15 protein-coding genes are annotated in these 13,628 nt (G+C 68.5%); 5 read left to right on the top strand and 10 right to left on the bottom strand.

The window, feature by feature from the left end:
- Positions 1–14: 14 nt before the first annotated feature.
- Positions 15–1,139, bottom strand: a complete 1,125-nt coding sequence (locus tag A6I89_RS16385) for a DUF4185 domain-containing protein (protein ID WP_022597960.1) — start codon at positions 1,137–1,139, stop codon at positions 15–17.
- Positions 1,140–1,518: 379 nt separating this feature from the next.
- On the opposite strand from A6I89_RS16385, the gene A6I89_RS16380 reads away from it, so the two are divergent.
- Positions 1,519–2,535 carry a beta-ketoacyl-ACP synthase III gene (locus tag A6I89_RS16380; protein WP_005517609.1) on the top strand — a complete coding sequence of 339 codons (1,017 nt, stop codon included), beginning with the start codon at positions 1,519–1,521 and terminating at the stop codon, positions 2,533–2,535.
- Positions 2,536–2,595: 60 nt separating this feature from the next.
- Here the strand turns inward: A6I89_RS16380 and A6I89_RS16375 are convergent, their stop codons facing one another.
- Positions 2,596–3,540: an aldo/keto reductase gene (locus A6I89_RS16375; RefSeq protein ID WP_044991419.1), complete on the bottom strand. Its 945-nt coding sequence runs from the start codon at positions 3,538–3,540 to the stop codon at positions 2,596–2,598.
- Between A6I89_RS16375 and A6I89_RS24970 the strand changes: the two genes are divergently transcribed.
- A complete protein-coding gene (locus tag A6I89_RS24970) occupies positions 3,533–3,655 on the top strand; it encodes a hypothetical protein (protein ID WP_255221267.1) in 123 nt (40 codons plus the stop codon). The two genes, A6I89_RS16375 and A6I89_RS24970, sit on opposite strands and share 8 nt — an antisense overlap.
- Before the next feature lie 49 nt (positions 3,656–3,704).
- Positions 3,705–4,670 carry a GmrSD restriction endonuclease domain-containing protein gene (locus A6I89_RS16370; protein WP_044991418.1) on the top strand — a complete coding sequence of 322 codons (966 nt, stop codon included), beginning with the start codon at positions 3,705–3,707 and terminating at the stop codon, positions 4,668–4,670.
- A gap of 9 nt (positions 4,671–4,679) precedes the next feature.
- On the opposite strand, the gene A6I89_RS16365 is transcribed toward A6I89_RS16370, so the two are convergent.
- From A6I89_RS16365 to A6I89_RS16335, 8 genes are all read right to left on the bottom strand, one after another.
- Positions 4,680–6,086, bottom strand: coding sequence for a WS/DGAT/MGAT family O-acyltransferase (locus tag A6I89_RS16365; protein WP_022597954.1), 1,407 nt, complete (start codon positions 6,084–6,086; stop codon positions 4,680–4,682).
- A gap of 212 nt (positions 6,087–6,298) precedes the next feature.
- Positions 6,299–6,472, bottom strand: coding sequence for a hypothetical protein (locus tag A6I89_RS24685; protein ID WP_164490709.1), 174 nt, complete (start codon positions 6,470–6,472; stop codon positions 6,299–6,301).
- 57 nt (positions 6,473–6,529) lie between these two features.
- Complete coding sequence (locus A6I89_RS16360) at positions 6,530–6,832, bottom strand: hypothetical protein (RefSeq protein ID WP_022597953.1); 303 nt, start codon at positions 6,830–6,832, stop codon at positions 6,530–6,532.
- A 194-nt stretch (positions 6,833–7,026) separates the two neighbouring features.
- Complete coding sequence (locus A6I89_RS16355; protein WP_022597951.1) at positions 7,027–7,842, bottom strand: ABC transporter permease; 816 nt, start codon at positions 7,840–7,842, stop codon at positions 7,027–7,029.
- Positions 7,839–9,011, bottom strand: coding sequence for an ABC transporter substrate-binding protein (locus A6I89_RS16350; RefSeq protein ID WP_013417216.1), 1,173 nt, complete (start codon positions 9,009–9,011; stop codon positions 7,839–7,841). The genes A6I89_RS16355 and A6I89_RS16350 overlap by 4 nt, the downstream gene beginning before the upstream one ends.
- The gene (locus A6I89_RS16345; RefSeq protein WP_044991416.1) at positions 9,008–9,754 is read right to left on the bottom strand and encodes an ABC transporter ATP-binding protein; all 747 of its coding nucleotides are present in this window, start codon (positions 9,752–9,754) and stop codon (positions 9,008–9,010) included. The genes A6I89_RS16350 and A6I89_RS16345 overlap by 4 nt, the downstream gene beginning before the upstream one ends.
- Positions 9,730–10,779 carry an acyl-CoA dehydrogenase family protein gene (locus tag A6I89_RS16340; protein ID WP_022597947.1) on the bottom strand — a complete coding sequence of 350 codons (1,050 nt, stop codon included), beginning with the start codon at positions 10,777–10,779 and terminating at the stop codon, positions 9,730–9,732. Before A6I89_RS16340 ends, A6I89_RS16345 begins: the two co-directional genes overlap by 25 nt.
- Positions 10,780–10,787: 8 nt before the next feature.
- Complete coding sequence (locus tag A6I89_RS16335) at positions 10,788–11,327, bottom strand: DUF4242 domain-containing protein (protein WP_005517624.1); 540 nt, start codon at positions 11,325–11,327, stop codon at positions 10,788–10,790.
- 318 nt (positions 11,328–11,645) lie between these two features.
- Here A6I89_RS16335 and A6I89_RS16330 point away from each other — a divergent pair, with 318 nt between their 5' ends.
- Complete coding sequence (locus A6I89_RS16330; RefSeq protein WP_232244794.1) at positions 11,646–12,245, top strand: TetR/AcrR family transcriptional regulator; 600 nt, start codon at positions 11,646–11,648, stop codon at positions 12,243–12,245.
- 156 nt (positions 12,246–12,401) lie between these two features.
- Complete coding sequence (locus A6I89_RS16325) at positions 12,402–13,619, top strand: S1 family peptidase (RefSeq protein ID WP_022597944.1); 1,218 nt, start codon at positions 12,402–12,404, stop codon at positions 13,617–13,619.
- Positions 13,620–13,628 lie beyond the last annotated feature (9 nt).

Genomic DNA, 13,628 nt, shown 5'->3' with positions numbered 1-13,628 from the left:
CGACGTTCTCAGCGCTACAGGGTGGTGTGCATCAACAGCACGTTGTAGTTCGAGTGCACGGTGGTCAGGAAGTAGAGGTCGGGCCCGGACGACCACGGGTGGATGTACGCGCCGTACATCGACGGGAGTTCGGGGCCGGCGATCAACACTTCCGGCGCACTCCACGGCCCGGTCGGGGACGGGGCTCGTCGCATCACCACCGAGTTGTGGTCGTCGGTGGTGAGCATCAGGTACTGACCCAGGTAGGAGTTGTACTGGACCGAGATCTCGCCGACGCCGCCGAAGACGATCGGGGCGGCGACGTCGGGGTTCTTCGGCACCCACTTGCCGCCGTCCCAGTACTCGTAGGCGTTCAGGTCGCGCATCTGCTTCTCGGGGACGCGGGTGAGGTACACGAGGCCGCCGCGGCCCGGCGGGGTGCCGTACTGGTAGACGAACTCGCCGTCCTTGACGAACGCACCCATCTGGAAGTTGAGGTTCCCGCCGACGGGTGGACGCCGGGTCTCGGTGGCCTCCACCCAGTTCTCGCCGTTGTCGGTGGAGAATGCCAGGCTCGAATAGTTGGTCTCCCACTTGCCGGGCTCGCCCCAGTTCTTGACGGACATGATGCTCATGTACTGCATTCCGTCCGCGGCGATGCCGGCGGTGGGGATTCGGCTGATCTCGACGAACGGGATCTTGGGGCTGGGAATCAATTCCTTGGACTGGCCGACGATGTCGCGGGGGGTGCTGTCGAAGGTCATGCCGTCGGCGAGATCTCGGTCGGAACTGCGGAAGAGGACGTTGCTGCGCCACGACCACAGGCTGCCGACGAGCAGGTTGGGGATGCCGAGCCCCGCGGTGTCGCCGAACGCGGTGAGGACCTGTCCGTTCCCGTTGTCCCACATGATGCCGAGGTCCGTGCCGAGGACGTTGGAGTCCTGGGTGCGATTGGCGCTCAGAAGCCCGGTCGCCTGAGCCACGGCTCGGCTTCGGCCCTGCAGTGAGGGCACCCCGTTGGTGCCGTTCAAGACCGGAATGGGATTGACCGTGTTGGGATCAGCCGCGGCCGGAACGATGAATGCGAGAATTGCGGTGCCGGTGCACAGTATCGATCCGGCGATCGTATGAACTCGATTCCATTTCACGAAAGTCCCCATCTGCGGTGGCATTCGACCGGGCGTCGGCGGTAATTGCGCTGCTCGCGGCGTCTTTTAGGGCGGATAACACGCTAGCAGGATCGTTGATCGGAATTGCAGGGATTCCGGGGTTAACGTGTTTGTCGCATTCGCTTCGTCCAATTGTCTGAATTGACGCGAATGGATGGTGGAAAACGTGATTCGTGCGGCCGGAATGTCGCACCCGGGCACTCCGCCCCGGCGCCCGCGGGGCAGCGGCGCAGTGCGTCGCGGCGAACTCGGTACCCGAGTAACACCCGGCCTCTACCTGGCGAAGTACCGTGTCGTGGGAAGACGGGGCCAGGTGGGTCCCGCCACGTGGCGGCTCGGGCCGCGAACAGTGCAGTAGAGGAGACCAAACATGGGTGCGCAGATCTCGAACTCTGCCGAGGTCAGGCAATCCGCCATCCTCGGTTTGGGGGTTTACCGCCCGGAGCGGGTCGTGAGCAACGCCGAGATCTGCGAGACGATCGATTCCACCGACGAGTGGATCCAGTCGCGCTCGGGCATCAAGAACCGCCGCTTCGCGAACGCCGACGAATCGGTCCTCGCGATGGCGATCGCCTCGGGTCGCAAGGCCCTCGCGGCCAGCGGCATCGAGCCCGAGCAGGTCGGCGCCGTCGTCGTGGCGACCTCCACCTACCCCTCGCAGACTCCGCAGTGTGCCGCCGTCGTCGCCGACGCCCTCGGCACGGGCGGGCCGGCGGCGTTCGACGTCACCGCCGGCTGTGCGGGCTTCTGCTACGCGCTGTCGATCGCGTCCGACATGGTCCGCCTCGGCACCGAGGACTACGTCCTGGTCATCGGCGTCGAGCGCATGAGCGACAGCACCGAGCCGACGGACCGCAGCGTGCGCTTCATCTTCGGTGACGGCGCCGGCGCCGTCGTCGTCGGCCCGAGCGACGTCACCGGCATCGGTCCGGTCGTGTGGGGGTCGGACGGCTCGCAGTCGCAGGCCATCCGCCAGGAGCCGGACTGGCTCGCGTTCGCCGACGATCCGTCGCAGCGCCCCTGGATCAAGATGGAGGGCACCTCGGTCTTCCGTTGGGCCGCCTTCGAGATGGGCAAGGTCGCCACGCAGGCCCTCGAGCGTGCCGGTGTCGCGATGGAGGATCTCGGCGCGTTCATCCCGCACCAGGCGAACGGCCGCATCAACGAGGTCATCGCCCGCAGCATCAAGCTTCCCGAGTCGGTGCCGGTGTCGGACGACATCGCCGAGACCGGCAACACGTCGGCGGCCTCGATCCCGCTGGCGATGGAGGAAGTGATCCGCACGGGCAAGGCGAAGCCGGGCGAGCTGGCGCTGCTGGTCGGTTTCGGTGCCGGCCTGTCGTACGCGGGCCAGGTCGTCATCCTCCCGCCGCTCGCGCAGGACTGACACCCAGGCAGACGAACGAACGGCGGGCCCGCTTTCCGGCGGGCCCGCCGTTCGTCTACGTCAGCGGCCTTCGAGGAAGTCGTCGATCATCGCCAGTTCGTCCTCGTCGAGGGGGCGACGCAGATGGGAGACGTTGCGCGCCACCTGCGCGGGCGTCGACGAACCGATGAGGACCGACGCCACCTGCGGCTTCGCGTCGAGCCAGGCGACGGCCAGTTCGGACAACTGCCGGTCGAGCTTGCTCGCGAGCGAGAGCAGGTCCTCGACACGTGCGAGGGCTTCCTCGGTGGCGGTCGCCGCGAAGTACTCGGACTTGTCGAATCGGGAACCCTTGGGGAACTGGGTGTTCCGACGGTACTTGCCGGTGAGTAGCCCCGCAGCCAGCGGGTAGTAGGGGATCACCGCGAGATTGCCGCGCTCGCACGCCGGCACGATCTCGGCCTCCACTCCGCGCTCGAGCAGGTTCCACTCGATCTGGGCGGCGACGAAACGCGGCAGGGCGCCCTCGGTCGAGGCCTGGGTGGCGCGGTCGATCTGCTCGGGTGAACTGTTGGAGCAGGCGACGTGGCGAACCTTGCCCGCCCGGACCAGTTCGTCGAGCGCGCCGAGGGTGTCCTCGATCGGCACCGACGGGTCCGGTGCGTGCTGGTAGTAGAGGTCGATGTGGTCGACGCCGAGCCGGCGCAGGCTCGCGTCGCAGGCCTGGCGCACGTAGCCGGGCGCAGATCCGCGCTCCGTCTCGCTCATCGGCGCACCGAACTTCGTTGCGATCACGGCGTCCTCGCGCCGACCCGCCAGCGCTGCACCGAGGATCTTCTCCGATTCGCCGGTGGTGTAGACGTCGGCGGTGTCGAAGAAGGTGATGCCGTGCTCGAATGCCGCGTCGACCACCGCCCGCGACTCCTGCGCGTCGATCCTGGAGCCGAAGTTGTTGCAGCCCAAGGACACCGTCGAGACGACGAGATCGGTTCCGGGGAGGGTCGTGTACTGCATGTGTGTGGACATCGAACTCCTGACGCTGGCACTCGGGTGGGCCGGTGAGCTGCCCGATTTCGGAGATTACGCCGAACGTGCCGTGGCCCGCGAGAGCGAATTCCGGTGTGCGGTATCGCCCGGCTAGGATTCGCCTTTGCGAACATATGTACGAGAGATGAGGAACCGCGTCGCCCGTGAGTGCTGTGAAGATCGACAAGTCCTGGGTGGCGGGATTCGCCACCGTCGCCGTGCTGTTCGCCGGAGGGTGCACCGCGATCGCGCAGCCGTCGTCGGGGTCGGCGACGGATCCCGAACCGGGCCCGAGCGGCACCACGCAGGTCACGGGCGAACAAACGGTTGGTGAGCCTGCCGTCGATCCTGTGGTCGCCGACGGGGCGCTGGCCGGACTGGCGGCCCTGCCGATCCGTGAGCGGGCACCCAAGAACGGTTACGACCGATCGCAGTTCGGCCAGGCCTGGACCGACAACGTCACGATCGAGGGCGGACACAACGGCTGCGATACCCGCAACGACATCCTCAAGCGGGACCTGATCTACATCACCACCGATCCGATGAGCCGCGACTGCACGGTGCTGTCGGGCACGCTCGACGACGTCTACACCGGCAAGACGATCCGCTTCGTCCGCGGTGTCGAGACGTCGAGTGCGGTGCAGATCGACCACGTCGTCGCCCTCTCCGACGCGTGGCAGAAGGGCGCACAGCAACTCGACGAGGCCACCCGGCGCAACCTCGCCAACGATCCGCGCAACCTGCAGGCCGTGGACGGGCCCACCAACCAGGGGAAGAGCGACGCCGATGCCTCGGCGTGGCTGCCGCCGAACCTGGCGTACCGGTGCACGTACGTGACCCGTCAGATCGAGGTCAAGGCGGCGTACGGGTTGTGGGTGACGCAGGCCGAGCACGACGCGATGGCTCGTGAGCTCGCCGCCTGCGGCGCAACGGAGTCCGCGGATCCCGCGCCCGTTCCGATCCCCGAACCGGCCGACGTCTCGCCCGCGGGTGCGGGGATGCCGTCCGGCGACGTGTACTACGCGAACTGCAAGGCGGCACGCACCGCGGGCGCCGCACCACTGCACCGCGGGCAGCCCGGCTACCGCGCCGCGATGGACAGCGACGGAGACGGGGTGGCCTGCGAGTAGGTCCTGCGGTCAGATCCCGACCGCGGCCTCGAGCGCGGCCAGTTCGTCGTCGAAGTGGTCGAGGATCGGCTCCAGGTTCGGGACGGCGCGGCGGCAGCCGGTGAGTCCGAAGGAGATCGCGTGATCGGTGCTGGTGCAGGTGATGTTGAGCGCTTGGCCGTCGAGCGTGACCGACAGCGGGTAGAGGGCGTCGAGGCGGCAGCCGTTCCAGTAGAGCGGGGCGCTCGGGCCCGGCACGTTGGAGATGACGATGTTGAACGGCGGCCGTACCGGCCCGTGGCGACCGAAGAGCATGTCGAGGGCCAGCGGAGCGGAACCGAGCGCGCTGAGGGCGATCACCTGCGCGGTACTCATCCCGCGCAGGGCGGCCTTGCCTTCGGCCATCGACCGTCGCACCGTCGCGAGCCGGTCGCCGGGGTCGGCGAGGTCGGTGCCGAGGTTGCACATGAGAGTGCCGATCTCGTTGCCGCCCGCCTCGTTCGGGTCCCCGATCGGCTCTGGGCGGGTCTTGTCGCTGCGCAGTGACACCGGGACCATCGCCACCAGGGGTCGCGTGGGAAGGGCGTCGCGCTCGATCAGGTAGCGGCGCAACGCGCCCGACGACATCGCCAGCACGACGTCGTTGATGGTGCCGTCGGCGTACTTCGCGACGAGACGTAGTCGGTCGAGTGCCCAACTGCGAGCGACGAATTGGCGAGCGCCGGTGATCGGCACGTTGAGCGCGGAATGGGGCGCCGAGAAGGACATCGGGCCGCCCTGGTTGCGCAGCGCGCGCAGCACGCTGCCGGCGAGCGCGGGGACCAGTCCGGTCGCCTCCGCGGCGGCATCGATCGCGGTGCGGACCGCCGAAACAGGAAGATCGAGAAGTCCAGGCGTGTTGCGACGCTGTGGGATCCGCGTACGGGGTTCCCACGGCGCGGGCATGTCCCGCTTGTCGGCGTCGACTGTCAGGGATCGGCGTAACAGGCGCATCGCGCCGACACCGTCCGCCACACTGTGGTGAATCTTGGTGTACACCGCGAAGCGGCCGTCCGCGAGTCCCTCGATCAGGTGCATCTCCCACAGCGGTCGGTTCCGGTCGAGCAGCCCGCCGTGCAGGCGGGAGACGAGGGCCGACAGTTCCGTCATCCCGCCGGGATGTGCCAGCGCATCGTGCCGGATGTGGTGGCCGATGTCGAACTGGTCGTCGTCGTCCCAAAACCACTGTCCGAGTGACGAGGCCGAGCGGCGGGCCCGCTTGCGCAGCAGTGGGGTCACCTCGCGCCGGGACATCGAGTCGTCCAGCATGCTGCGGACGCTGCGGGCGTCGGCGCCGTCCGGCGGTTGCAGCAGTACCAGTCCACCGACGTGCAGCGGATGTTCCCGTGATTCACCGAGCAGGAAGACGGAGCTGGCCGGTGACATGGGGAGCGGCATACGGGGTCGCCCTTCGGGAATGGCGGGCCGACCGATGCCGTCCGCAGTGTCATGGATCACAGTGTGCAGTCAGTTGTACGTGATCCTCGGCGGACGCGCCACCTGTGCGAATGTCCAGGTAAATAGGTGTTTTTCGGAGTTTGTCGGAACTGTCCGAGTGTTCGTCCGTTTGGTCCGGACTTTAGGTCACCGGCGCCGACGACCGGACGTTCTCACGGACGCGAATCGCGAGGGTGGGCTTCCTCGGGGGTGATGGTCCGGACGTCCCAGTCCATGGTGGAGCCGAGTTCCTCGCGGTCGGCGCGTCGGATACCGCGTCCGATCAGCACGGATGCACCGAGGGCAACCACGAGCCACACGCTCAGTGCGATCCACAGCCAAGACATGTTTATTTTTCTAGCACCGGGACCTGTGAAAAGTTGAAGTATTGCTTGAGAGCTAGCTCACGCGAGGGACAGCGTCGGGGCGCCGACGCGGAAGCGGTTCCGGGCCTCGCTCACGGTCAGGACGGGCACTCCGAGGGTGCGGACCTGCGCCAGCAGCAGGGCGTCGGCCGGGCTGCAGATTCCGTCGAGGGCATCGTCGTCGACCACCGCGCAGTCGACGCCGGCGTCGGCGGTCTGTGCCCGACCGTAGCCGAGTGCGAGGGCCAGCTCGCGGGCCTCGTCCAGCGCTGCGGACCTGCCGACGAAGACGACGTCGCCCTTGATCGAGGTGATGACCTGATCGTCGAGTGCGTGGTTCATGGGACTCCTTGTGGCGACTTGTGGCAACGCGGTACCGGTGTCGAACATCGGTTTGCGTGCTCGACCGGAGACCGCCCCGCAGAGCGTGAGGTTCTCGAATGGTAGGCCGCGGCGAGTGGGTTCGCTCGTCGGCGGCCACACTGCACCGGTCAAGTGTGCCGGTGTGCGAACCGTGGGGCAGCCGGCGGCGGGCGTCAGCCGATCGGGACCGGGGTGGGCGCGGATGCGGTGTCCGGGCGCCGACGACGCTTGGTCGTGAGCAGGCGCTGGGCCGCGGAGTCGAGCAGGAACCCGAGGAGTCCGATCACCAGGATGACGGCCATGACCTGGTCGTACGCGAGCTGGTCGCGGGCGTTGAGGATCTGGTAGCCCAGCCCCGACTGCACTCCGAGCATCTCGGCCGGCACCAGCACCACCCACGCGATGCCGAGCGCGACGCGCAGCCCGGTCTGCAGATGGCCGCGGATCGCAGGAAGGACTACGGCCGTGAGCCGTTCGGTGCGCGTCGCGCCCATCGAGCGGGCCACCAGCAGGTGTCCGGGATCGATCGCGTGCACGCCCGCGGCGGTGTTGATGACGATCGGCCAGACAGCCGCCGCCGCGATGAGGAAGAACACGGGCCGGTGCCCGATTCCGAACAGTGCCACGGCGATCGGCGCCCACGACAGTGGGGAGATCATCCGCAGGAACTGCGTGACGGGCCGCACGGCACGGTCTACCGTCGGATTGAGGCCGATGAGCAGACCGAGCGGGATGCCGATCACGGCGGCGATCGACAATCCGACGAGCAGACGCCACATGCTGGCGGCGGTGTCCGGCAGCAGCACCCCGCGTTCGATCAGGCCACCGAGCGCGGGCAGCACCTCCTGGGGTGCGAACTCGCGGATCAGTGAGTCGTCCGACGCCAGGATCGTGGTGGCGAACCACCACAGGAGCACCGCGACGGCGATCGCGGTGAGAGGCGGCCACCATGCGGACCACCGTGAACGGGAGGGCTGCCGACTGCTCACGTGGGATCCACTTCCTCGGTACGGGTCAGGTGTGCGGGGAGCCCGAACGTGGCCGGGCCGCCGGCGATCGTCAGGGACTGCCGCACGAAACGGTCGTCCACCAGATCGGCGTGGACGGAGGCCGGATCGAGTCGGGACAGGAAGCGCCGATCGCCGTCCACCTCGGTGTCGTGCATCGCTTCGACCAGGGCCTGGGTGAAGCTGGGGAACGGGAAGGGCTGGTAGCCGATGCGCTGTGGCTGCCAGGCCTGGTGGCTGACGGGGTACGCGTCGGCCGGGTAGGTGAGCGCCTTCGTGATCGCCGGGAGCGGCTGCGGCAGATAGCGTCCCGTCTTCAACGTCTCGGCGGCGTGCTTGCGGTCGGCGTCGATGCGCAGTTGCGCCGACGTCACGGCGTCGGTGAGGCGTTGGACGCCGGCGGGGTCGCGGTCGATCACGTCCTCGTGCACGAGCAGAGCGCAGCAGGCATGGTCGCGCCACACGTCGCCGAGGAAGCGGTGGATTCGGCCGACGCCCTTGATCTCTGCGGCCGCGTTGAACGGATCGGCCACCGTGTAACCGCCGATCGCACCGTTCGCCAGGGCGGGGAGCATGTCGGACGGGCTCATCACGACAAGACCCACCGTGCCGTCCGATCTCGACGGGGCGGTGCGCACCACCGGACGGAGGCCGCCCGCGCGCAGCAACTTCTGCAACACGATGTTGTGGATCGACCACCAGAAGGGGATCGCGACCTGGCGTCCTGCGAGTTGACCTAGTTCGGTGATCTCGGGCGCCACGGTCAGCGCGGACCCGTTGGTGTGGTTCCAACCCAGGACACGCGCCGCGCCGCCGAGCGAGTAGCGCAACTGCACCGCCATCGGCATCAGCAGGTGCACGACGTCGACGTGCCGACTCATGAACGCCTCGGCAAGGCTCGACCAGCTGCGGAACATCACCGGTTGCGTGGGGCTCACCGGGTTGCCGTCGAACGATCCGGTGTTGTGAGCGATCAGCAACGGGGCCGCGTCGGTGATGGGCAGGTAACCCACCCGTAGGTGCCCGGTGGTGTTCGCCCGGCTGGTTCCGGCGGTCCGCGCGAGGTCGACGATCCCGGCGATCCCGCCGGCCGCGGCCAGTCCCACCGCGCCCTGCAGCAGCGTGCGCCGGCTCAGCGCTCCTCCGCTCACGGTCGGGGCGCCCCGACCAGTGTGGACGTGCGGTAGGCCGACAGGATGTCGCTCCGCAATGCGTCATCGTCGACGGTGGCTGTCGCGCAGTCCCATTCGCGTCGAACAGTGCCGCCTTCCCCGATCAGGACGATGCGGTGTCCCAGGACGATCGCCTCGTCGATGTCGTGCGTGACGAGGATCGTGGTGCAGCCGAGGTCCTCGGCGACGCCCGCGAGCCAGTGCTGCAGATCGCCACGGATCGCGGGATCGAGGGCGCTGAACGGCTCGTCCAGCAGCAGCAGGCGGGGGCGGATCGACACCGCGCGGATCACCGCGACACGCTGCGCCTGACCGCCCGAGAGTTCGTCCGGGTACGCGTCGGCCAGCTCGGCGAGTCCGAAACGGTCCAGGAGGTCGTCGGCGTACGACGGATCGAAGACGGCGTCGTTGGCGGCGAATCTTCCGCCCAGCCGGACGTTCTCGCGGACCGTGAGCCACGGCATCAGGAGAGGCTTCTGGAACACGACGCCGGTGCGCGGACGGGTGTCGCCGCGCACTCCGTCCCAGTCGATCGTGCCGGAGTCGAATTCGTCGAGCCCCGCGATGATCCGGAGCAGGGTCGACTTGCCGCTTCCACTGCTGCCGACGATCGCGAGGATCTCGCCCGATTCGACGTCGAGATTCACCCCGTCCAGGACGGGTCGGCGACGACCGTGGAAACTCTTGCGGCCGTCGGCTATCGATACTGCGCGAGTTCCCACCGCAGTTGTCCTTCCGAGGGTGACTGGATGGGCAGGAAGGCGGCTTCGCGGAAGCGCCGGTTGGTCGGGTGCTTCGCGGCGTACCCGGCGCCGCCGCGTAGCGTCGCCTCCAGACGTGTGGCCGCGACCGCGACCTGCGATCCGTCCAGGCGGAGCTGGATCAGGTCCCGAACAGGAGTGTCGTCGATTCGCGTGGCGAAGTCGTACAACCGATTTCGCAGCGAACGACAGTCGTTCTCGAGTCTCGCGTGCTCGTCGACGAACTCCTCGCCGAGGCCCGTCAGCAGCGCCGCGCTCTCGGTCAGCGACGTGCCCGCGATGCCACTGCAGAACGACGTCTGCAGCGCCAGGAAGGTGGGCCGGATGGACCGGCAGAACGGGGTCAGCTCGGTGCTGATGATCTGCGACGCGGGCACGAACACCCGGTCGAAGACCAGGGACGTCGAGGCGGTGGCGCCGAGTGCGAGGAGCTCCGGCGCGGGATTGATGCAGACCCCCGACGAGTCTGCATCGACCACCGCGACGTACGTGGACCCGTCGTCGCCGCGTGCCGGGAACACGATCACGGCATCGTCGAACACGTTGGACGCCCAGCGGATCGGGCCGTTCACTTCGATGCCGCCGTCCACCGTCGTGGCGATGAGCGGGACGTCGCCGAGGCCGGCGGCCTGCCGCAGTCCGGCCGCCATCGCGGTCACACCGATCGTGTTGCCGGATGCCAGGCGGTCCCGGTACCGCTCACGCACGGCGGCCGGCCCCCGGTCGACGTACTCGAGGCACATCCGGTGCGCCCACACGCCGAAACCGGCGCTCAGGCTCTCCGCGGCGACGTCCTCGATGACCGCGACCATCTCCGCGAGCGGTCCTTCTCCGAATCCGAGGTCGAGCAGCCCGAGGGAACCGAGCAGCGCGACATCCTCGCGGGTGTCGGTCTCGCCCCGGTCGAGCTGGACGGCCCGATCGCGCACGAAGGCACGAGCCTGCACCCGTTGCGGGGTGTGCGTGGAAGAGATGATCGCGGTCATGGGAGGTTCTACCGTTCGGTGTCGAGCTGGTGCAGGCGGCTGACGGGGGTGCTGACGACCTCGCGGGCGCGGCGCACGGCGTCCTCGTCGGGGGCGTTGTAGAAGCACAGGCACTTGGCGGTGTCCTCGCGGACGTACGTCCGCAGGAAGCTGACCTCCGGGATGTTCGCGTAGAGCGGCGACTTCTCCTTCTTGCGGGTCAGGTAGGTCTCCATGTCGATCTCGGCCGGGATGTCCCACTCGACCAGGTAGCCGGCGTCGGGGCGGGCCGCCTTGATCTCCTCGATGTCCGCGCCGACGATGCGAACCAGGTGCGGGCCGTCGAGTTCTGCGGCGTCGAGGGCGTCGGCGTCGAGCAGCGGCGCTGCGCAGCCGTCGAACTCGGTGATGGCGAAGATGCGTTCGCCGCCCTTGGTCACCTGGGTCTCGATCAGCTCGCCGCCGGCAGCTGCGGTGGAGGAGTCGAACTCCTTGATGATCTGCTCGATCTGGTCCCGGCGCGCGGCGCTGGGGGCGATCTCGTACAGGTACAGGGCCTTCGAGGACATGACGGAACCTTCCGGGAGTGGGTTGTGGACACCGCCGCGGGGCCGCGCCGACGGAGGTCGTGCGACGGTGGCGCGAAGAGCCGAAGGAACGGCAGCTGCAGACAGGCGTGAGCGAACGCCGATGGCAGAGAGGCGGGTCCGGGGTCGCTGAGATCAGCGCATCATGGGACGACGACACGCAGCGCCGGCGACCCGCACCAGATCAAGGTGCAGGCGGCGGGTGAGGAAACTGCGGGTCACGGGCAGCAGTCTAGGCATAGACAGACCTGTCTGTCTACTCGTGCACGGTGGCGCGACCGGGGTCGCTACGCTGTCCTGGTGTCTCCATCCCTGCAACTGCGGAAACCGACCCCGACGGACGTGGCGTCGCCTGCCGAGCGACTGCTCGCGGCCGCGACGGAACTGTTCGCAGCCAACGGGATCCGCGCGGTCGGGATCGATCGCATCCTTGCCGAGTCGGGGGTGGCGAAGGCCACCCTGTATTCCTCGTACGGGTCCAAGGACGGCCTCGTGCACGCCTATCTCGAGGCACTCGACCTCCGGGACCGCACCCGCTGGGAGGGGGCGGTCGCCGACGTCGCCGCGCCGCTGGATCGGGTTCTCGCCTTCTTCGACCTGGCTGCCGCGTCCGCGCCGGTGCGCAACTTCCGCGGATGCCAGTACCTCAACGCGGCAACCGAGTTCCCGGGCGACGAGGTCCCGATGCTCGCGCCGGTGCAGGCGCACCGGGAGTGGGTGCTCGGGCGGATCGTCGAGAACCTCGCGGAGGCTGCCGTCCCGGATGCGGAGGCGGTCGCGGCTCGGGTCCAGCTGATCTACGACGGCGCGCTCGCCGGCTCCAAGTTCACGCATTCGGAGGAACCGATCCACCTCGGTCGACGGATGGCCGAGGAACTGTTGCGGCCTACCCGGAACTGACTGCGCGGAACCGCGGTACAGACCCGGTGTCGTGCCGTATCTTTGCCATGCCGCTCGGCGCCCAGGTCGTCGACCCGCGGCGGGGTGCGGTCACCTATTGACGGCACCCACCCGAGGGGCGATATGCGTTCGAGGCTCATGCGTTCCGCTGTTGTTGTGCCCGCCACGATCGTGGCGGCAGCGTTGTCGGCCACCGCAGGTGTCCAAGCCGCACCCGATTCGGCTCAGCCGTCGTCGGCCCCTCTGCCGAACGATCTCGCCGTGGCACTGCAACGCGACCTGAACATGACGCCGCAGGAGTACCTCGACCGCGCTGCCGCTGCGCAACGGGTCGCCGCGTACGCGAGCGAGCAGCGCCGATCGGATTCGGTTGGGGTCGGTGGCGCATGGCTCGCGCAGGACGGGACGCCGACCGTCGCGGTCACCACGCAGGCGGCGGCCAACCGAGTTGCCGCCGCCGGCTATCGGGCCCAGATGGTTCCGCTCTCGACCAGCGGTCTGGAGTCGGCGCCGACGGTGCCGAACCGGCGGTCCACGCCGCCGCCGAGCTTCCACGTCGCGACCGGCACGACGCCGTCCACGATGGGCGGCGACTCCTACATCACCGCCGCAGCGCCCATCGCGTCGGCGTCGTCGTACCTCGTGTGTTCGTTCGGGTTCGCTGCGGCCGACTCGGCGGGCAAGCCCCTGGCGCTCAGTGCCGGTCACTGCGACCCGAACCGGCCCGCGACCGGCACGTCGAATGCGGCGGGAGTGTACGAGCCGAAGATCGGAGACCTGCGAAACAGCAGATTGGTGGGCAGTTTCGCGGAGTCGGGCATCGGAGACGAGGGCGGGAACCTGGACTACTCCGTGATCGGGCTGGTCGCCGACGTCGTCCCGACGACCGGTCTCGGACAGCCGACGGTCCGCGGCGAGAACGGCAGCACGCTCACCATCACGGGGACCGCGGTTCCGGTGGCCGGGGCCCCGGTGTGCAAGTCGGGTCAGACGTCCGGATACACCTGCGGGACGATCGATTTCGCGGACTACAGCACCCTTCTCGGCGGAGACGACGGCGAGAGCTGGAACGTGCGTGGATTCTCGACCACCGCGTGCACCCTCGGTGGCGACAGCGGCGGCGCGATCGTCACCGGCACGCTCGCGCTCGGCATCACCAGTGGATCGAGCGTCGCGCAGTACAGGGACTGTGCCACCGCGACAGCCGAGAATCCCGAGGGCGTCATGAGTCTCGGCATCCCGATTCAGGCGGTCCTCGCGAGGGTGAATCAGTCGTCGAACGGCTGTGTCACGCTCCGCACCGCCGCCAATACCGCGGGCCTCGCGAGCTGCGGTGTCGAAAGTGGCTCCGGCTCATTGTCATTCGGTAGCTGAGGCCTACCC

This window comes from Prescottella equi (genome assembly GCF_002094305.1).
Taxonomy (GTDB): Bacteria; Actinomycetota; Actinomycetes; order Mycobacteriales; family Mycobacteriaceae; genus Prescottella; species Prescottella equi.
This window is presented reverse-complemented; position numbering and strand designations above follow the sequence as displayed.

Bases quoted from the DNA above. Each gene is read 5' to 3' on its own strand.
- A6I89_RS16340 (WP_022597947.1), bottom strand. From the start codon at position 10,779: ATGACCGCGATCATCTCTTCCACGCACACCCCGCAACGGGTGCAGGCT.
- A6I89_RS16335 (WP_005517624.1), bottom strand. From the start codon at position 11,327: ATGTCCTCGAAGGCCCTGTACCTGTACGAGATCGCCCCCAGCGCCGCG.
- A6I89_RS16360 (WP_022597953.1), bottom strand. From the start codon at position 6,832: ATGAACCACGCACTCGACGATCAGGTCATCACCTCGATCAAGGGCGAC.
- A6I89_RS24685 (WP_164490709.1), bottom strand. From the start codon at position 6,472: ATGTCTTGGCTGTGGATCGCACTGAGCGTGTGGCTCGTGGTTGCCCTC.
- A6I89_RS16385 (WP_022597960.1), bottom strand. From the start codon at position 1,139: ATGGGGACTTTCGTGAAATGGAATCGAGTTCATACGATCGCCGGATCG.
- A6I89_RS16380 (WP_005517609.1), top strand. From the start codon at position 1,519: ATGGGTGCGCAGATCTCGAACTCTGCCGAGGTCAGGCAATCCGCCATC.
- A6I89_RS16375 (WP_044991419.1), bottom strand. From the start codon at position 3,540: ATGTCCACACACATGCAGTACACGACCCTCCCCGGAACCGATCTCGTC.
- A6I89_RS16365 (WP_022597954.1), bottom strand. From the start codon at position 6,086: ATGCCGCTCCCCATGTCACCGGCCAGCTCCGTCTTCCTGCTCGGTGAA.